Raw genomic sequence first — 19,352 nt, 5'->3', positions numbered from 1 at the left:
CAACTGAAAAACCGGGGTCAGACCCCATTTTGCCCCCGTTTTGCCCCCGGTTTTGCAACAAAATCAGATGTCGGCTTCGGTTTCGTTGCCGTGTTCTTCGATCCAGGCGCGGCGGGCGGCGGCTTCGCCTTTGCCCATCAGCATGTTAAAGCGCGCCGAGGCGTCAATGTGGCTGAAGTCGCCCAAGGATACCGGCAGCAAACGCCGCGTGTCCGGGTTCATCGTGGTTTCCCACAGTTGTTCCGCGTTCATCTCGCCCAGGCCTTTGAAGCGTGAAATGCTCCAGCTGCCTTCTTTCAAGCCTTCTTTCATCAGCTTGTCCTGGATCGCCACCAGCTCGCCATCGTCGAGCGCGTACAGCTTCTGGATCGGCTTCTTGCCGCGCGCCGGGGCGTCGACCCGGTACAGCGGCGGGCGCGCCACGCAAATGTGACCGGGCGCGAACAGGGCCGGGAAGTGCTTGAAGAACAAGGTCAGCAGCAATACCTGGATGTGCGAGCCGTCCACGTCCGCATCCGACAGGATGCAGATCTTGCCGTAGCGCAGGTTTGAGAGGTCGGGCGTGTCGCCCACGCTGTGCGGATCGACCCCGATCGCCACCGCAATGTCGTGGATCTCGTTGTTGGCGAACAGGCGGTCACGGTCGGTTTCCCAGGAGTTGAGCACCTTGCCGCGCAGCGGCAGGATGGCCTGGAATTCCTTGTCGCGCCCCATCTTGGCAGAACCGCCCGCCGAGTCGCCCTCGACCAGGAACAGTTCGTTACGGCCGATGTCGCTCGATTCGCAATCGGTCAGCTTGCCAGGCAGAACGGCCACGCCCGAGGATTTTTTCTTTTCGACTTTTTGCAGCGAGCGCAGGCGCGACTGGGCCTGGCGGATCACCAGTTCGGCCAGCTTGCGGCCGTATTCGACGTGCTGGTTCAGCCACAGTTCGAGCGGCGGCTTGGCGAAGGTCGAGACCAGCCGCACCGCGTCGCGCGAGTTCAGGCGTTCCTTGATCTGGCCCTGGAACTGCGGATCGAGCACTTTGGCCGAGAGCACGAAGGAGACGCGCGCGAACACGTCTTCCGGCATCAGCTTCACGCCTTTCGGCAGCAGCGCGTGCATCTCGACAAAGCTCTTGACCGCGCCGAACAGGCCGTCGCGCAGGCCCGATTCGTGGGTGCCGCCGTTCGAGGTCGGAATCAGGTTCACGTACGACTCGCGCACCACCGCGCCTTCTTCTGTCCACGCCACCACCCAGGCCGCGCCTTCGCCTTCGGCAAAGCCGTCCGACTCGCCGTTGGAATACTGGGCGCCTTCGAACACCGGAATGACGGTGTCGCCGCTGGTACTTTGCGCCAGCATTTCATTGAGGTAGCCGCGCAGGCCTTCGTCGTACTTCCAGGTCGTCACGTCGCCGGTCTTGGCGATGGTGAGGGTGACCGTCACGCCGGGCAGCAGCACCGCCTTGGAGCGCAGCAGGCGCGCAAGCTCGACCTGCGAGATCGCCGGCGAATCGAAATACTTCGGGTTCGGCCAGGCGGTCACGCGGGTGCCGCTCTTCTTGCCGTCGCGCGGCGCCGGGATCGACGCCAATGGCTCGATCACGTCGCCGTCGGCGAACACCATCTTGTGCAGGCCGGTGCCGTTGTCTTCCTTGCGCCAGACCGTGATTTCCAGGCGCGAGGAGAGCGCGTTGGTCACCGACACGCCCACGCCGTGCAAGCCGCCCGAGAAGGCATACGCGCCGCCCGAACCCTTGTCGAATTTGCCGCCCGCGTGCAGGCGCGTAAAGACGATTTCCACCGTCGGCACGCCTTCTTCGGGATGCAGGCCGACCGGGATGCCGCGGCCGTCGTCTTCGACCGTGATCGAGCCGTCCGCATTGACCGTCACGCCGATATTCTTGCAATGGCCGCCGAGCGCTTCATCGGAGGCGTTATCGATCACTTCCTGGATGATGTGCAGCGGATTTTCCGTGCGGGTGTACATACCCGGACGCTGTTTGACGGGTTCGAGTCCCTTGAGGACCCGGATGGAGGATTCGCTGTAGTCGGATGCAGGTTTTTTGGTGGCCATATCTAAGTTCTTTATGCGGATGCCTGCGCATTCTATCTTGTCAGCCGGAAAAGAAGCCAAATTTGAGCACGCTGAATGTGCTTGCCAGCCCGCACGATTGTGGTTAGATTTGTACGCACACCAACAGGTGTGGTCAAAAATATTCCATAAGTTGCTAAAAATGCATTCAAAAAGGCAGTCTCTGAGCGTTCGCCTGTTGGGCTTTCCTTCTTCCGAAGGGGCCGAGCTGGGGACGGCGCTGGCGCATCCCCCGCGCGACGGCCCGTCGTATTCTTGCTTGCTGGGCGATAGTTTGCAAGAGCCGGACCTGATGATTGCCAACGGCGACGACCTGAGCGCGCTGGCCGCCTTGCTGGCGTGGCAGCCGGATGTGCTGCGTCCCGGTGTGGTGATCGGCTCGGCCGGGATGGAATTTCCCTGCGCGCAGCTGGCACGGCCCCTGGACATGTTCCAGATGTTCAAGCTGCTCACCGAGCTGGGACGCAAACGCGCCGAGGCGGTGAAAAACATGGCGGCCCCCGTCGCGGAGCCGCAGCACGAGCGGCGCCGCCGCATCCGCCTCGATCTCGATGTCACCGACCCGGCCGAGTTTATCAAGATGCGGCGCCCGGCCCCCGCCGGCGCGGTGCTCATCGTCGACAAGCGCGGCGCGCTGCGCGACCATGTGGCGCGCCTGCTCGCGCCGCACCAGGTGGCGGTGGAGTGGACCGAAAGCGCGGTGGCGGCGGTGCGCCTGTGCGCCGAGACGCCGGTGGCGGTGGTGATGATCAATACCTCCACGCCCGGCGTCGATCCGTATGCGCTGTGCAGCGAGATCAAACGGCAGGACGGGGCCGAACGGATCGCCGTGGTGCTGCTGGTGAACCAGGCGTCCGGCTACGATACGGCGCGCGCGCGGGCGGCCGGGGTGCGCGGCCTGCTCGACAAGCCGATGGCCGACCGCCATCTGCTGGCGGCGCTCAAGAAGCTGCTGTCGCTGCCGGCTTAGGAAGTGGCAGTCACAATTTTGTTACAACTTTGAATCGTGCGCCCGCATGGGAGCGCTATATTTAGGGCATGCCCGATACCGATAAGCCCCTGTTGCCCACCGCCGTTCCCGATCCTTTGCCTGTTCTCCTGCCCGGCCAGGAGACCGACGCCGGTGTCCATGCTCCGCGCGTTCCCGACCGGCGCGCCGCCGACGCCCTGCCGCGCTACCAGAAAGACAGCGACACTCCGCTGGCCCTGGCGCGCCGCGTATTGGCCTCGCGCTGGCGCAACCTGCGCGACAAAATCGGCCGCGACTTCATGCGACGCACCTTGCGCATCGGGGTCTCGGCGCGGATTTTCCATCCCGAGCCTGGCTCGACCGGCCTGCGCAGCAAGAATTTGCAGTACCTGGAAGAGTCGATTGCGCAGTGGGTGATGTCGCGCGATGTGCTGGTGTTTATGATTCCCACGGTCAACACCAACGGCCTGCTCCATCCGAGTAACATCACCTTGCGTCATTACGCGCGCCATCTCGATGGGCTGGTGCTGCAGGGCGGGGCCGACGTGTCGCCGCAGACGTATTCGGAAAGCCCGACCCGGCCCGAATGGAGCGGCGACCGCGCGCGCGATGTGTACGAGCTCGAACTGCTGCACGAATTCGTCGATGCGGGTAAACCGGTGCTGGGCATTTGCCGCGGGTGCCAGTTGATCAATGTGGCGTTCGGGGGGACTTTGTACCAGGACGTGGCGACCAATGTGCCGGCCGCGCACGCGCACGTGCACAGCGATTACGACGCGCACCGGCACAAGGTGATTTTTCCGTCGGGGTCGTCGCTGGGGCGCATGTTCCCGGACGTGCGGCGGCCGGTGGTCAATTCGATCCACCATCAGGCGGTCAAGGACCTGGGGCGCGATATTTTGGTGGAGGCGATGTCGGACCCGGATGGGATTATCGAAGCGATCCGCTATCAACGGGCCAATTTCGTGATGGGATTGCAGTGGCACCCGGAGTTTCATCGGGCCGGCGGGGTCGATTTGTTGGATTGCACGCCGATCCTGGACGAATTCTTGCGGGCGGCGCGCGAGACGCGGTTGTAATCGATATTCCGTCGTTCCCGCGCCGCCGGGAACCCAAGTTTGTCGGTCTGCGTAGAAAATTGGGTTCCCGCCGAGGGCCGCCTTGGCGCGGGAACGACGAACGTTAGCGCTTGCCCCTGAAGCGCCGGATCGCCGCATTCACCATGCCTTCCGCGCTCCCCTGTTCCTCGTACTGCCTTCTCAAATACGTCGCGTCGCTGGCCTCCTGCGCCGCCGTCGACAAATGCCGCAGCGCCCCCAGGCTCCCGAGCGCCTCGCCATGCGGCTCCATCTTGCGCAACGTCGTCAAAATATCCTCGCGCAGCGACATCGTCTCGTAGGTCTTCGGATGGGTAATCGCCCCATCCAACCCGAAGCGGCACGCCTGGAAGCGGTTGAAGTTATACACAAGATAGTCATCCTCCACCGGCGGTTCTTCGCGCCGCTCCAGCAGATGGCGGCACAGCGCCTGCAAATACCCGGCCAGGGCCGCCGCCCGTTCCACCGTCAGCGGCGTGTCGCACACGCGCAGTTCGATGGTGCCGTACTCCGGCTTGGGCCGCACATCCCAGTAAAAATCCTTCATGCTCTTGATGATGCCGGTGCCTTCCATCTTCGCAAAGTAGACATTCGCAAATTCGTCCCAACTCAATGTAAACGGCGCGCGCCCGCTCATCGGAAACGCAAACACCGAATTCAAACGCGCCGAATCGAACAAACTGTCGTGCCCCTGCACGAACGGCGACGAGGCCGACAGCGCGATAAAGTGCGGAATATACCGGTTCAGCGAATGCAGCAAGAACATCGCATCGTCGCCCGAGGCGCAGCCGATGTGCACGTGCTGCCCGAACACCGTGAACTGCTTGGCCAGGTAGCCGTACAGGGACGAGAGCTCCTGGAAGCGCTGCTTCGGATAGATTTTCTGCTCCGACCAGTGCTGGAACGGATGCGTGCCGCCGCCGCACAAGCCGATATTGAGCCGGTCGCCGGCAGCGACCAGGATGTCGCGGATCTCCAGCAGTTCGGCCAGCAGCGGCAGGTGGCTCGAATGCACGCTCGAATTAATCTCGATCATGCTCTCGGCGATTTCGGGCGTCACATTGCCGGGGAAGGGTTTTTGCGCGAGCAGGTGCAGCAGGTCGGGACTGGCGGCGGTCAGGTCGAAGTCCGACAGGCTGACCAATTGCAGCTCCAGTTCCACGCCAAAGGTCAGTGCCTTGGAAGTGGCAAACGGTTCAAGCGCCATCTCAGGCCTCCGTGGTTTCGCGGGCCCAGATCAGGGCGCGCTGGATGATAATGGGGCCGAATACTTCGAGCATCATGGTCACCGCGGCCATCGAGCGCAGTTCCTGCACGTCGATCCCGCGCGAACGCGCATGCTCGAGCAGCAAAATGACGAACACCGACACCGGCGCGAGCGCAAGGCCGGTCAGCACGCCCTTGCGCCACGATATGCCGGACAGCTGCGAGAAGACCGTCACGCCCAGCGTCTTGGTGAGCAGGCGCACGATCACCACCGTCACCGCCAGGGCGCCGCCGGCCATCAGTTCGCGCCATTCCAGGGTCGAGGCGGCGTACACGAACAGCAGCACGGTCAGCAACTCGCCGAGCGCGCCGAAATTGCGCTGCGCGCCGCTGAAGGCCACGCGCCGGTGGCGCGCCGTCAGTCCGAAGGCCAGGGTGGCCATTACCGGCGAGAGGTGCATGGTGTAGGTGATCGAGACAATCAAGATGACGGCCAGTGCAAAGGCCACCGTGGCGTCCTGCGCCAGGTTGCCGAGGTGGCGCAGCATGGCCGGCACCACCACCCCGAATACGGCGCCGATGACGCCCGAGATCAACAGCGCAACCAGGCTGTTGATGGTGGCGTCGCCGATGTCCGACGAACTGTGGAACAGCCAGAAGCCGACGATCACGTTAAACGTAAACACCGACAGCACGCAGTTGATCGCCGACAGGTGTAGCACCCGTTCGGTCACCTGGCCGGAGCTGCGCTGTTCATTGATGATGCGTACCACCGTGGCGGGCGAGGTGGACATGGCGAGCGAGGCGAGCATCAGCGCGGTCATGGTGGTCACGCCGAACCACAGGGCGACGAAATACACGGCCACAAAGGTGCCCAGCGCTTCGACCAGCGAGGCCATGGCGAACCAGGGATTCATGCGCAGCCAGCGCAGGTTGATGCGGTAGCCAAGTTCGAACAAAATCAGGCCGAAGGCCACGTCGGCCATGAACAGGACCGTGCCCGTTCCGGAGGTCGATGCGGGCAGCACGCCGATCTGGGTGCTGGCCAGCGCAAAACCGACAATGCCGTAGAAGCTGATGCGCGGCAGGCCGGTCCAGCGCTTGCCGAATTCGCCGGCCATCCAGGCGATACAGATCGCGAAGGGCCAGGCGAGATTGGTGAGGATCGTCAGCAGATCGGGCATGAATTCCTTTCGTTCCACCGGTCGATGGGTGCGCCAAGATTCTACAAGACGAGGCCGTGCGCACGATTCCGCATAACGAAAAATATTGCCCAAAGTGCAAGCGGGCGCCCCAGGCGGCGTCGCAAAAAGCTATTTGCTCAAGGTGCGCATGGCGCGCTCGAGGCCGTCGATCGTCAGCGGGAACATGCGGTTGCTCACAATCTGGCGGATCACCGAAATCGACTGGCGGTACTGCCACACGCCTTCCTGCTCGGGATTGAGCCAGGCGAATTTGGGGAAGGCATGGCAAAAACGCGCCAGCCAGGCGGCGCCGGCTTCTTCGTTGTTGTATTCGACCGAGCCGCCCGGATGCAGCACTTCGTAGGGACTCATGGTGGCGTCGCCGACGAAAATGAGCTTGGTGTCGGCCGGGTACTTGCGCAGGATGTCCCAGGTCGGAAAGCGCTCGGCGTTGCGGCGCCGGTTGTTCTTCCACAGGTAGTCGTAGACGCAGTTATGGAAGTAGAAGAACTCCATGTTCTTGAATTCCGTCTTCGCCGCCGAAAACAGTTCTTCGGTGCGTTCGATATGGTCGTCCATTGAGCCGCCCACGTCGAGCAGCATCAATACCTTCACCTTGTTGCGGCGCTCGGGCCGCATCTTGATGTCCAGGAAGCCGGCGTTGTTGGCGGTGGCGTGGATGGTGGCGTCGAGCGCCAGTTCATCTTCGGCGCCTTCGCGCGCGAACTTGCGCAGGCGGCGCAGCGCTACCTTGATGTTACGCGTGCCCAGTTCGCGTTCGGCGTCGTAGTCGCGGTAGGCGCGCTGTTCCCACACCTTGACGGCGGTGCGGTTGCCGCCCTTGCCGCCGATGCGCACGCCTTCCGGATTGGTGCCGCCGTTCCCGAACGGGGAGGTGCCGCCGGTGCCGATCCATTTGCTGCCGCCTTCGTGGCGCTCTTTTTGTTCCTTGAGCAGTTCGTTCAGACGGTCCATCAACTTGTCGTAGCCGAATTTTTCGAGCTGGCGTTTCTGCTCGTCCGACAGTTCGCGCTCCATGCGCTTGACCAGCCAGTCGAGCGGAATGGCGGCATTGGTCTCGAAGGCGGCGTTGATGCCCTTGAAGTACTGGGCAAAGGCGCGGTCGAATTTGTCGTAGTGCGCCTCGTCCTTGACCAGGGTCAGGCGCGATACATAATAGAAGTCGTCCATCGATGCGCCGACCACGTTGCGCTGCATCGCTTCAAGGAGCGTGAGGAACTCCTTGATCGTAACCGGGATTTTGGCGTCCTTGAGGGTAAAGAAGAAGTCGATCAGCACCTTATGTTTCCCCCCTCGTCCCCGCCCCCGCGCGTTGCAGCTGGTAGTGCAGGTGCGACTTGATTTCGGGCCATTCGCCGCGCGCGATGCTGTACATGACCGTGTCGCGCACGGTGCCGTCGCGGCGCACGGCGTTGTGGCGGATCACGCCATCTTTTTTGGCGCCGAGGCGCTCGATGGCCGCCTGCGAAGCGTGGTTGAAGTTATCGGTGCGCAGGCCGACCACCGCGCAGCCGAGCGTGTCGAAGGCGTGCGAGAGCAGCAGCAGTTTGCAGCTGGTGTTGACATGGCTGCGCTGGCGGCTCTTGGCGTACCAGGTCCAGCCGATGTCGAGCCGGTCGACCTTGGGCAAGATGTCGTGGTAGCTGGTCGAACCGACAACGTGCCCGCTGCCGATGTCGATCACGGCGAAGGCCAGCCGGTCGTGCGTCTCGAGCGCATGGCCGATGTACTGCTCCACGTTGTGCAGCTCCGGCACCGAGGTGACGCGGATGTTCCACAGTTCGCCGTCGGCGGCGGCCGCGCGCAGGCCCTCGGCGTGCGCCAGCGACAGCGGTTCCAGGCGAACCCCGTTGAACTCGAGGGTGAGGGCGTCGACCTGGATCATCAGCGGTTGGTCCGCGACATGTAGACCAGGCGCTCGAACAGGTGCACGTCCTGCTCGTTTTTCAGCAGGGCGCCGTGCAGCGGCGGCACGATGGCCTTGGCGTCATTGCTGCGCAGCGCTTCGGCCGGGATGTCTTCGGCCAGCAGCAGCTTGAGCCAGTCGAGGAATTCCGAGGTCGAGGGCTTTTTCTTCAGGCCCGGCACGTCGCGCACTTCGTAGAAGCTTTGCAGCGCCTGCGCCAGCAGGTCTTGTTTCAAGGTCGGGTAATGCACCTTGACGATCTGCTCCATCGTGTCCTTGTCGGGGAATTTGATGTAGTGGAAGAAGCAGCGGCGCAAGAACGCGTCCGGCAGTTCTTTTTCATTGTTCGAGGTGATGATCACCAGCGGGCGGTGCTTGGCCACGACCATTTCGCGCGTCTCGTAGACGTAGAATTCCATGCGGTCAAGTTCGCGCAGCAGGTCGTTGGGGAACTCGATGTCGGCCTTGTCGATTTCGTCGATCAGCAGCACCACCGGCTCGGGCGCGGTGAAGGCCTGCCACAGCACGCCCTTGACGATGTAGTTGTGGATGTCGCGCACGCGCTCGTCGCCGAGCTGCGAATCGCGCAAACGCGACACCGCGTCGTACTCGTACAGGCCTTGCTGGGCCTTGGTGGTGGACTTGATATGCCACTGCATCAGCGGCATGTTCAGGGCGGCCGCGACTTCTTCGGCCAGCATGGTTTTGCCGGTACCCGGCTCGCCCTTGATCAGCAAGGGACGCTGCAAGGTGAGGGCGGCGTTGACCGCCAGTTTCAGGTCGGCGGTGGCGACGTAACTGCTTGAGCCCTGGAAGCGGTGCGCCTGCGAAGTCGATGCGTGCATGTGCGTGTATGGTCAAAAGTGGAATTATTTCGAGTATATGCCAGAACCGGAAGGGCGGCACTGCAACACCGTGGAAGTGGACGCGTCACGTCAGTTCGGTTAAACTCTCAGGTTGATAGTGCAAAACATAATAAGTTTGCACGTGCGATACCCGATTATCACTTACCCTCGCCACCATGAAAAAACTCATCGCACTCCTCGTGCTCGCCTGCGTCGCGAACGTGTCCGCCGCAGCGGACATCGTTGGAAACGCCAAGGCTGCCAAAGTTGAACAATGTATCGGCTGCCACGGCATCCCCGGTTACAAAGCGACTTTCCCCGAAGTCTATCCGGTGCCGATGATTGGCGGCCAGTCGGCCAAGTACATCGAAAACGCGTTGAACGCCTATAAAAAGGGCGACCGCAAACATCCTTCGATGCGCGGTGTGGCCGGCAGCATGACCGACCAGGATATCGCCGACGTCGCTGCCTACTACTCGCAGCAAGTGAAAAAATAAGGACAGAGCCATGAAAAAACTGATGATCGCCCTGTTCTGCGGCGCTGTATCCCTGAGCGCAAGCGCCGGCGGCAATATCGCCAATGGCGAAGCCCTGGCCAAGAAATACAACTGCGCGTCCTGCCACGGCGCCGACTACACCAAGGCGACCGACCCGAGCTACCCCAAGCTGGCCGGCCAGCACGCCGAATACCTGAAGCACGCTTTGACCGCCTACAAGCGCGGCGACGGCCCGAACGGCCGTAACAACGCCATCATGGGCGGCTTCGCCAAGCCATTGTCCGGTAAAGATGTCGAAGACCTGGCAGCCTACCTGCACAGCCTTCCTTCGGGACTGGTGCTGCAGCGCTAAGCGGCACCCACCCGCAGCACCCCGGGCGCCTTCCACCTTCTCTTTATCGGGAAGGGGAGGGCGTTTTGTATTGGTACCCCGCTTACGGAGCCGCGTTTGCCTGCCTTGTCGCCCCACTACCTCAAATCGAACCTGCTCAGCGGCCTGACCGTGGCGCTGGCCATGGTGCCGGAGGCGATCGCCTTTGCGCTGGTGGCGCATGTGTCGCCGCTGACCGGCCTGTACGCCGCCTTCATGGTGTCCTTGATTACGTCGGCCATCGGCGGGCGGCCGGGCATGATTTCGGGCGCGACCGGTGCGCTGGCGGTGGTGATGGTGGCGCTGGTGGTCTCGCACGGGGTCGAATATTTGTTCGCCACGGTGGTGCTGATGGGGTTTTTGCAGCTGCTGTTCGCCGCCGCGCGGCTGGGTAAATTCATCCGCATGGTGCCGTATCCGGTCATGCTCGGCTTTGTGAACGGGCTGGCGATGGTGATCTTCATGGCGCAGTTCGGGCACTTCAAGGTGCTTGGTGCCGACGGCGCGCGGCACTGGATGGTTGGCGCGCCGCTGTATACCATGCTCGCCCTGGCGGCGCTGACCATGGCCGTGATCTACCTGCTGCCGCGCGTAACGCGCGCGATTCCCTCGACCCTGGCCGCCATCCTGCTGGTGTCGGTGCTGGTGGCGACCTTGGGTATCGATACCAGGACGGTGGGCGACCTGGCCTCGATCAAGGGCGGCCTGCCAGCCTTTCACCTGCCCGACGTGCCGCTCAATTGGGCGACCCTGCGCATCATCTTCCCGTACGCGCTGGTGCTGGCCGCGGTGGGGCTGATCGAGTCGCTGCTCACGCTCACCTTAATCGATGACATGACCGACACGCGCGGCCAGCCGAACCGCGAAAGCATGGCGCAGGGCGTGGCCAACGTGGTCACTGGCCTGTTCGGCGGCATGGGCGGCTGCGCCATGATCGGCCAGAGCATGATCAACGTCAACAACGGCGCCACCGGGCGCCTGTCGGGCATCGCCACCGCCGTGTTCCTGCTCTCGTTCATCCTGTTCGCGTCCGCATGGATCGAGCGCATTCCGCTGGCCGCCCTGATCGGCGTGATGTTCGTGGTGTGCCAGAAAACCTTCGCCTGGGGCAGCTTTCGCCTGTTCGGCAAGGTGCCGCGCGCCGATATCGCGGTCGGCCTGCTGGTCGCCGTGCTGACCTTGATCTTCGACCTGGCCATTGCGGTGGTCGCCGGCGTGATCGTCTCGGCGCTGGCGTTCGCGTGGCAGCACGCCAAGCGCATCCGGGTCGGCATCCATCCGGACCAGCAGGGGGCCAAAGTGTATGCACTGGAGGGAACGCTGTTTTTCGCCTCGGTGGCGCAATTCAACCAGCTGTTCGCCCCCAAGGACGACCCGCAGGACGTGGTGGTCGATTTTGCCCGCGCGCGCGTGGTCGATCATTCGGCGATCCAGGCCATCGACGCGCTGGCGTTGCGCTACCGCCAGGCCGGCAAGCGCCTGCACCTGCGCCACCTGAGCCCCGATTGCCGCGAACTGCTGGAAAATGCGCGCGACATGATCGAGGTGAACCTGGCCGAGGACCCGCGCTACCGCGTCGCCGACGACAAGCTGGCCTGAGCATCATGACGCAAAGCGCGCTCTCCGTACTCCTGCTGCTGGCGATGGGGCAGGGCGTGTTCCTGGCGATCGCCTTGCTGGCGGCGCGCCAGGCCGAGCTGCGCGGGGCCAACCGCCTGCTGGCGGCGCTGCTGCTGGGGAGCGTGGCGGTCATCGGGCACGCCTGGCTGGGCATCAACCATTTATATACGACCTATCCGCACAGCGCCCTGGCGATTGCCACCATTGGCTTGCTGAGCGGACCGCTGTTGTATTTATATCTGCGCAGCGCGCTGACCGAACGGCGCCTGGCCGCGCGCGACTGGCTCCACGGCGCGCCGTTTCTGCTGGCGACAGTGGCCATGCTGCCGTTTTACCTGCAAAGCGCCGCGGCCAAGCTGGCCTGGATGCAGCACCGCCCGGTGCTGCCCTGGTATATCGGGCTGTCGGTGCTGGTCAAGACGGCGATGTTTGTCTGTTATGTCGTCGCCAGCTACCGCCTGATGCGCGGCGCCGCCGGCGGTCCGCTGGCCGGCGGCCTGGCGCGCCTGGCCAAGATCTGGGTGATCGGCGCCGCTGGCAGTGTGGCCGCCTTCGGCATCGAATTTTTCGACGTGGCGCTGCCGCTGTCGTCGGACGCGCTCGGCGCCATTGCGCTGGCCTGTTTTGTCTACGCCACCGCGTTCCTGGCGATTCGCCTGCCGCTCGGGTATCGCGCGCAGGTGCCGATACCTGCGCCGTTGCCGGAACCGGAACCGGAACCGGAACCGGAACCGGAACCGGAACCGGAACCGGAACCGGAACCGGAACCGGCGCCGCGCTACGCCAACAAACGGCTGTCGGAACCGGACCGCGCCAGCTTTCTCGATGCACTGAAACGGTGCATGGAAGTCGACCAGGTGTATCGCAACGGCGAACTGACGCTCGACGAACTGGCCGCGCTGCTGGCCATGACGCCGCACGAACTGTCGCAGCTGATCAACGATGCCTGTGGCGTCAACTTGCAGGAATACCTGAACCGCTACCGGGTCGATGCGCTCAAAGTGGTTTTGCTGGCGCCCGGGCAGGCCAATGCCAGCATCCTCGAGCTGGCGCTGGCGTGTGGCTTTAATAGCAAGACCACCCTGAACCGCGCATTCAAAAAGCAGACCGGCCTGACCCCGTCCGAATTTCGCCGCGGCGGCGCCAGGACAGGTACCGAATCATCATCTGGGACGACTGCCGCGGGCTAAAGCGTGAAAATGGGTCCATTCGCCCCTTTACTTAACGCCACGGAGATTTGATGAAACCTACCCTGTTGCCGGCCTTTCTGGCCACCCTGCTGCTGTGCACCCCGGCCGTTGGCGCCGGCAAGATCTGGATTTCGAACGTCAAACTGGTCTCGCCCGAAAAGCTCGACCGCGTCGAAACGGGCGCTGTGCTGATCGAGGACGGGCGCATCGCCCGGGTCGAGCGCGGCCCGTCCAGCCCCGCCCCGGCCGGCGCCAGCGTGGTCGATGGCAAAGGCTACTACCTCACCCCCGGCCTGATCGACTCGCACGTGCACCTGCACGCCGTGCCGGGCATGAGCATGGAGCAGGGCGCGTCCGGCGACAGCATGGCCCAGGCTTACTTCCGCCAGCTGCCGCGCTCCTTCCTGTATTACGGCTTTACCACCGTGATCGACCTGGCCGTGTCGGATTACGGCGTGATCGAGCGCTTGCGCAAGGCGCCGCTGCATCCCGACGTATTCCATTGCGGCGAGCCGCTGGTGCTGGCCAACGGCTACCCGATGTCGTTCTACGCGCCCGATAAACGCTTCCAGAGCTTCGGCAACTACCTGTTCGATCCGGCCATGCCGAGCGCGGTGCCGGAGCAGTTTGCGCCCTCGGCGCACACCGTGGCGGCGGGGGTGGCGCGGGTGGCCAAGGCCGGCGGCATCTGCGTGAAAACCCACTTCGAGCGCGGTTTCGGGGCCGACCGCAACCTGCCGGTGATGAGCCCCGCCAAATTTGCTGAAGTGCGGGCCGCGACCACGCAGGCCGGCAAGGTGCTCGTCACGCACGCCAATTCGTTCGAAGCGCAGTCGTTCGCGGTGGCCGGGCGGGCGGACGTGCTGGCGCACGGTATGTGGCACTGGGGAGCGCTGAACGGGCGGGCCGGCCTGCCGCCGGAGATCAAGGCGCTGCTCGACAAGATCGTCGACCAGCGCACCGGCTACCAGCCGACCATGCAGGTGCTGTATGGCTTGCGCGCGTATGTGGAGCCGGATTATCTGAACGATCCCGCCTTGCGCAAGGTGGTGCCGGCCTCGCTGCTGGCCTGGTTTTCAACGCCGCAAGGGCAGTGGTTCAAGCCGGAAGTGACCGAAGGCGAGATTGACGCCTCCGTGATGCAGTCGATGGAAGGGCCGCTGCGGCGCCAGCGCGCGGTGGTGGCCTACCTGGCCGGGCGCGACGCCAACTTCGTGTTCGGGTCGGATACGCCATCGTCGCCGACCTATGGCAATTTACCGGGCTTGAATGGCTATCGCGAGATGCGGCAACTGCATGCGGCGGGCATGTCGCTGGCGCAGATTTTCAAGGCGGCGACCATCAACAATGCACGCACCTTCAAGCTCGATGGGGAACTGGGATCGATCGAAGTGGGCAAGGCCGCCAACCTGCTCTTGATGAAAACCTCGCCGCTGGAGGATGTGAGCGCGTATGACAGCGTGCTGACGGTGTGGGTGCGGGGCGAGCAGACGGCGCGCGAGGCGCTGGCGGCGGATAATACATAGCGTTAGCGCGGACCGGATCAAGCGCAGCGCGCACGCACGCACTCGACGTACGCCACGCTGTCGGGCGGCACGCCGTTGCGCTGCGAAGTCCAGATCATCTGGCCCAGACATTCCATGATTTCGTGATGGGCGTCATGCGCCCCCAAACGCTGGGTCAGCGCGTTGCAGGCCGCCCGGATGCCCGGCGGCTGGTCGATCGACACCTGCTCGGCGATCGACAGATGCATCGACAAGTGCAGGAACGGATTGGCCTGCCCGCCCTCGACCGAATAATCGCGCGCCAGCGCCGCTTCGGCGTCGGACAGCACGTCGGCATACTCGGGATGCTGGACGATCCAGTCGGCGGCGATGGCGTCCATCGGGCTGAGAATGTCGCCGCTGCGCTGCTTGCGGTAGGCTTCGCAGAAAAAGCGGCGAACGTCGTCGGAGGATGGGGTAAACATGATTGGCGGGGCGGGCAAATGAGGTAGGCCACATTGTACCGCCATCGCCGCGCCCTCGTCGCTGCGGCTAGCAGCCTGTCGGACTTGGGATCGTCGGCTGCAAAAATACCTGGGACGGTCCATATTTCGCCACTTTCTCGGCCAATAGCTCGCTATTGGCACTGCGAAATCGTCAAAATCTGGCCTCGCCCAGCTATTTTTTCGCTTCGACTCCCCAAGTCCGACAGGCTGCTAGTTTTTCCTCGGCTTGCAGGCGTCGCTGATGCTTTCCATGGTCTGGTGCGCGAGCGCCAGCTCGCCCGAGCCGCGCTGCAGCGACGCGATGTAGCCACCGGCCTGGCAGACGCGCGCCCGCTCCTGGGTGCTGCCGTCGCGGGCGGCGGCCATCAGCGCGGCGGCGTCGATCCGGCCCAGGTAGAAGGCGGCCACCGGCGCCGGCCAGCGCGTGTCGGTGGCCGCCGCCAGCTCGCGTTTCGCGGCCTCGCGCTCGCCGGCCTCGAGCTGGGCCAGGAATAGTTCCAGGTCCAGCTCGATCTTGTCGGGCTTGCCGGCCAGGACGGCGCGCAGGCGCGTAACCGCCTCCTGCGGCTTGCCGGCTTCGCGCAGCAGGCGTGCCGTGAGCAGCAGCGCGGCCGGATGGTTCTGCGCGGCCGCCTTGTCGAGCCACGCACGGGCCTCGATCTGGTCTTTGGGCAGGCGCGCGCCATTGTAGTAGTCGCGCGCCAGGATGTACTGGGCGTCGGCGTTGCCGCCGTCGGCCTCCTTGCGCACCAGGGCCAGGTTGCCGCTGCCCGGCTTGGCGAACACCTCGCCGCCCAGGTAGCTCAGGTAAACGCGGCGCTGGCTGTTGGCAAACAAGACCCGGTGCGCGCGCAGGAAGTCGGTGCCGAGGATGACATCGACCTGCCCGTACTCGCGGTTGAGCGATTCGGCGATGGCGATATCGGCATTGCGCACTGTCTCGTCGCCGATGGTGAAGGTCTTGAAGACGGCGTTCCAGCGCGCCGCCCTGCCGCCGCCGGCGCCGATGAAAAAGCCGTTGCGCTTCACGTCCGCCATGTCGGTGGTGACGCCGGCGCGGCGCGCCGCGCTCTGGGTAATTGAGCTGACACCCGCGCCGGTGTCGAGAATCGCCGAGAGCGTCACGCCGTTGACCTGTACGTCCACCTGCGGCGTGCCCGCCTTGCGGCTGGCGCCCGTCATCGGCACCATCATGGCCTGCGCGTCCCAGTACGACAGCAGATTGTCGTCGTTGCAGTTGTCGCTACGGTGAAAACGCAGCACCTTGTCGGCCAGGGCCACTTCGAGATCGGACTGCATCAGGAAGTCGGCGCCGACGATCGCGTCGTACCAGGGCGTGGTGCCCATCTCGCCGAGGACCGGCAGGGTGATCTTGCCGCCGCCGCTCGGGCCGACAGTGAAGTCGTCCAGGCTCGCCAGGTAGAGCGCGCTGCTGCCGCCCGTTCCCAGCACTTTACGGCCGCCGCCCGAGCGCAGCGCCAGTTTGCGGTTCTCGGCGCCGGTGCGGGTCAGCATGGTCATGAAGGCGCCGGTATCGAGCAGCATGAGCGCCGGCTTGCCGTTGATGCTGCCTTGCACGGCCGGCTGCAGCGCCAGGCCGCGCAAGCTGATGGGCACCTGCTGCTGCTGGACGAAGGTGCAGGTGGTGGACGGGGCGGCAAGGGCGCTGGCGGGCGCCGCCAGGCACAGGGCCGACAGCAGCAGGGCGCGGCCGGAGGAGCGGAAAATAGGCATGGGACGGATTGTACTCTGCCCACTTGTGGAAAATGCAAGGTGACAGACGAAAAAACGGCGCCGTGAAGCGCCGTTTTGGGTCGGTTGCTAGTCCTTGCTCGGCACCAGCACCAGTTGCGGTTCCGGGGTGCAAGGCTGTTCCGGAGAGGGCTGGCGTGGCGCGTGCGGCTGGCGCAGGTAGCGCGCCGTGTGGCGCCGTTCGTGCGTATGGCCGCCGTTGGCCGGCCAGGTCAGGAAACGCGACAACTCCTGCAAGGCACGCTGGTACACATCACGCTTGAACTCGATGACCACATCGAGCGGCACCCAGTAATCGTGCCAGCGCCAGGCGTCGAACTCGGGATGGTCGGTCAGGCGCAGGTTGACGTCGTTATCACGGGCACACATGCGCAGCAGGAACCAGATCTGCTTTTGCCCGCGGTAATGACCGCGAATCTCGCGCTTGATAAAATGGTCGGGTACTTCATAGCGCAGCCAGTCGCGGGTACGTCCCACAATCTTCACATGCTCCTGACGCAACCCTATTTCTTCCTCCAGTTCGCGATACATTGCCTGTTCCGGTGTCTCACCGTATTTAATGCCCCCTTGCGGGAACTGCCACGAGTGCTCGCGCACCCGCTTGCCCCACCACACCTCGTTATGGGCGTTTAGCAGGATGATGCCGACGTTGGGCCGGAACCCTTCACGATCGAGCATAGTGCACCTCGAAACTTTCTGCCAGCGCGCGCCTTCTTTACATATTTACCCACAAATTCTGGTCCCCGCCCGGCTTTCGGGGTACGAAAACGGCAGGAACCGCGTCAAACGGGTCCATTTGTATAAGATTTGGACGCATCAGCCAGCTAATCCTTTAAAATTAGGTTGATTATAACCCTCTCTTTTTAAAAAGAATTCACCGATATGCGTGCCTCCCGTTTTTTTATTTCAACTTTAAAAGATGCACCTTCCGACGCTGAAATCGTCAGTCACCAGCTGATGATGCGCGCAGGAATGATCAAGCGCCTCGGCTCCGGTATCTACACCTACATGCCGACCGGCTTACGCGTGATCCGCAAGGTCGAAGCGATTATCCGTGACGAAATGAACAAGGCGGGCGGCATCGAATTGCTGATGCCGCTGGTGCAGCCAGCCGAGCTGTGGCAGGAAACCGGCCGCTGGGAAAAGATGGGTCCGGAACTGATGCGCGTGAAAGACCGCCACGGCCGCGAATACGCGATCCAGCCGACCTCGGAAGAAGTCATCACCGACGTGGTGCGCTCCGAGATCAAGTCCTATCGCCAGTTGCCGCTCAATTTTTATCACATCCAGACCAAGTTCCGCGACGAGCGCCGTCCGCGTTTCGGCCTGATGCGCGGCCGTGAATTCACCATGAAAGATGCGTACTCGTTCGACCGCGACGAAGCGAGCATGAAGGCTTCGTACAAGATCATGTACGACGCCTACACCGCCATTTTCAACCGCTTCGGCTTGACATTCCGCGCGGTGGCGGCCGACAACGGCGCCATCGGCGGCTCCGGCTCGCACGAATTCCACGTCATTGCCAGCACCGGCGAAGACGCCATCGTCTACTGCCCGACGTCCGACTACGCGGCCAACATGGAAGCGGCCGAAGCGCTGCCGCTGGCCGCCGCGCGCGCCGCCGCCACTGCGCCCCTGACCAAGACCGCCACGCCTGGCGCGACCAAATGCGAAGCCGTGGCCGAGATGCTCAAGCTGCCGTTGAACCAGACCGTCAAGACCATCGCCCTGACGGTCGAAAAAGAAGTCGCCGGCAAACCGGTGCTGGAAAACTGGATGCTGCTGCTGCGCGGCGACCATGATCTGAACGAAATCAAGGTCGGCAAGGTACCTGGCCTGGCCGGGCACCGCTTCGCCACCGAAGCCGAGATCCTGGCCTGCTACGGCAGCATTCCCGGCTACCTGGGGCCGATCGGCACCAAACAGCCGGTCACCATCGTGGCCGACCGCACTGTTGCCAACATGGCCGATTTCGTCTGCGGCGCCAATGAAGAAGGCTTCCACTACACGGGCGCCAACTGGGTGCGCGACCTGCCCGAAGGCTTGGTGGCCGACCTGCGCAACGTGGTTGAAGGCGACGCCTCGCCGGACGGCAAAGGCGTGCTGGCGATCGAGCGCGGCATCGAAGTCGGTCACGTGTTCCAGCTCGGGACTTCCTACTCCGAGAGCATGAAAGCGACGTTCCTGGACGAAAACGGCAAGCCTGCGCCGCTGCAGATGGGTTGCTACGGGATTGGCGTCACGCGCATCCTGGGCGCGGCGATCGAGCAGAATTTCGACGACAAGGGCATCATCTGGCCGGCCGCGATCGCGCCGTTCGAAGTAGTCCTGTGCCCGATGGGGATGGACCGCAGCGAGATGGTCAAGACCGAAGTCGAGAGCCTGTACGCGGCGCTGCAAGCGGCGGGCGTGGACGTCATCGTCGACGACCGCGGCCTGCGTCCGGGCGCCATGTTCGCCGACTGGGAACTGATCGGCGTGCCGCACCGCGTGGTGATTGGCGAGCGTGGCCTGAAGGAAGGCAACCTCGAATACCAGGGCCGGCGCGATGCCGAGGCGACCGCCGTGCCGGTGGCCGGCATGGCCCTGTTCATCAAAGGCAAATTGAGCCAGTGAGCGCTTCGG

Annotated in this window: 17 protein-coding genes; 8 read left to right on the top strand and 9 right to left on the bottom strand. The window is 63.7% G+C overall.

Annotation, left to right across the window (positions count from 1 at the left end; translation table 11 throughout):
• Positions 1-63: 63 nt before the first annotated feature.
• On the bottom strand, positions 64-2,061 hold the full coding sequence (locus F2P46_RS08060) for a DNA topoisomerase IV subunit B (protein ID WP_166887286.1): 1,998 nt from the start codon (positions 2,059-2,061) through the stop codon (positions 64-66).
• Positions 2,062-2,257: 196 nt separating this feature from the next.
• Between F2P46_RS08060 and F2P46_RS08055 the strand changes: the two genes are divergently transcribed.
• Together F2P46_RS08055 and F2P46_RS08050 are read left to right on the top strand one after the other, a co-directional pair.
• Positions 2,258-3,049: a PleD family two-component system response regulator gene (locus F2P46_RS08055; protein ID WP_229509158.1), complete on the top strand. Its 792-nt coding sequence runs from the start codon at positions 2,258-2,260 to the stop codon at positions 3,047-3,049.
• Between the two features lie 68 nt (positions 3,050-3,117).
• Positions 3,118-4,128, top strand: coding sequence for a type 1 glutamine amidotransferase (locus F2P46_RS08050; RefSeq protein WP_229509157.1), 1,011 nt, complete (start codon positions 3,118-3,120; stop codon positions 4,126-4,128).
• 103 nt (positions 4,129-4,231) lie between these two features.
• Here the strand turns inward: F2P46_RS08050 and F2P46_RS08045 are convergent, their stop codons facing one another.
• From F2P46_RS08045 to F2P46_RS08025, 5 genes are all read right to left on the bottom strand, one after another.
• Positions 4,232-5,353, bottom strand: a complete 1,122-nt coding sequence (locus tag F2P46_RS08045) for a YbdK family carboxylate-amine ligase (protein WP_166887281.1) — start codon at positions 5,351-5,353, stop codon at positions 4,232-4,234.
• A 1-nt stretch (position 5,354) separates the two neighbouring features.
• Entirely contained in the window at positions 5,355-6,536 is a 1,182-nt protein-coding gene (locus F2P46_RS08040) for a cation:proton antiporter (RefSeq protein ID WP_166887278.1), read from the bottom strand.
• Between the two features lie 129 nt (positions 6,537-6,665).
• Positions 6,666-7,835, bottom strand: a complete 1,170-nt coding sequence (locus F2P46_RS08035; RefSeq protein WP_166887275.1) for a VWA domain-containing protein — start codon at positions 7,833-7,835, stop codon at positions 6,666-6,668.
• A 1-nt stretch (position 7,836) separates the two neighbouring features.
• Positions 7,837-8,442, bottom strand: a complete 606-nt coding sequence (locus F2P46_RS08030) for a GNAT family N-acetyltransferase (RefSeq protein ID WP_166887272.1) — start codon at positions 8,440-8,442, stop codon at positions 7,837-7,839.
• Positions 8,442-9,308, bottom strand: a complete 867-nt coding sequence (locus F2P46_RS08025) for a MoxR family ATPase (protein WP_166887269.1) — start codon at positions 9,306-9,308, stop codon at positions 8,442-8,444. The genes F2P46_RS08030 and F2P46_RS08025 overlap by 1 nt, the downstream gene beginning before the upstream one ends.
• Positions 9,309-9,484: 176 nt before the next feature.
• Between F2P46_RS08025 and F2P46_RS08020 the strand changes: the two genes are divergently transcribed.
• The 5 genes from F2P46_RS08020 to F2P46_RS08000 all read left to right on the top strand — a co-directional run bounded on the left by F2P46_RS08020 (position 9,485) and on the right by F2P46_RS08000 (position 14,511).
• On the top strand, positions 9,485-9,805 hold the full coding sequence (locus F2P46_RS08020) for a cytochrome c (RefSeq protein WP_126076226.1): 321 nt from the start codon (positions 9,485-9,487) through the stop codon (positions 9,803-9,805).
• A gap of 10 nt (positions 9,806-9,815) precedes the next feature.
• Positions 9,816-10,157 (top strand): cytochrome c, encoded by a 342-nt coding sequence (locus tag F2P46_RS08015; protein ID WP_166887267.1) that lies wholly within the window; start codon positions 9,816-9,818, stop codon positions 10,155-10,157.
• A gap of 96 nt (positions 10,158-10,253) precedes the next feature.
• Positions 10,254-11,774, top strand: coding sequence for a SulP family inorganic anion transporter (locus F2P46_RS08010; protein WP_166887264.1), 1,521 nt, complete (start codon positions 10,254-10,256; stop codon positions 11,772-11,774).
• A 5-nt stretch (positions 11,775-11,779) separates the two neighbouring features.
• Complete coding sequence (locus tag F2P46_RS08005) at positions 11,780-12,985, top strand: helix-turn-helix transcriptional regulator (RefSeq protein WP_166887261.1); 1,206 nt, start codon at positions 11,780-11,782, stop codon at positions 12,983-12,985.
• Positions 12,986-13,035: 50 nt separating this feature from the next.
• Positions 13,036-14,511, top strand: a complete 1,476-nt coding sequence (locus F2P46_RS08000) for an amidohydrolase family protein (RefSeq protein WP_166887239.1) — start codon at positions 13,036-13,038, stop codon at positions 14,509-14,511.
• 17 nt (positions 14,512-14,528) lie between these two features.
• On the opposite strand, the gene F2P46_RS07995 is transcribed toward F2P46_RS08000, so the two are convergent.
• The 3 genes from F2P46_RS07995 to F2P46_RS07985 all read right to left on the bottom strand — a co-directional run bounded on the left by F2P46_RS07995 (position 14,529) and on the right by F2P46_RS07985 (position 17,405).
• Positions 14,529-14,954, bottom strand: a complete 426-nt coding sequence (locus tag F2P46_RS07995) for a DUF1841 family protein (protein ID WP_166887236.1) — start codon at positions 14,952-14,954, stop codon at positions 14,529-14,531.
• Between the two features lie 231 nt (positions 14,955-15,185).
• Positions 15,186-16,709, bottom strand: a complete 1,524-nt coding sequence (locus tag F2P46_RS07990; protein WP_166887233.1) for an aspartyl protease family protein — start codon at positions 16,707-16,709, stop codon at positions 15,186-15,188.
• Positions 16,710-16,796: 87 nt separating this feature from the next.
• A complete protein-coding gene (locus F2P46_RS07985) occupies positions 16,797-17,405 on the bottom strand; it encodes an RNA pyrophosphohydrolase (protein ID WP_166887230.1) in 609 nt (202 codons plus the stop codon).
• Positions 17,406-17,609: 204 nt separating this feature from the next.
• Here F2P46_RS07985 and F2P46_RS07980 point away from each other — a divergent pair, with 204 nt between their 5' ends.
• Entirely contained in the window at positions 17,610-19,343 is a 1,734-nt protein-coding gene (locus tag F2P46_RS07980) for a proline--tRNA ligase (protein ID WP_166887227.1), read from the top strand.
• The last annotated feature ends 9 nt before the right edge of the window (positions 19,344-19,352 follow it).

The organism is Massilia sp. CCM 8734 (genome assembly GCF_011682155.1).
Lineage (GTDB): Bacteria > Pseudomonadota > Gammaproteobacteria > Burkholderiales > Burkholderiaceae_D > Telluria_A > Telluria_A rubra.
The sequence above is the reverse complement of the archived record's forward strand: the minus strand, read 5'-3'. Positions and strand labels throughout refer to the sequence as shown.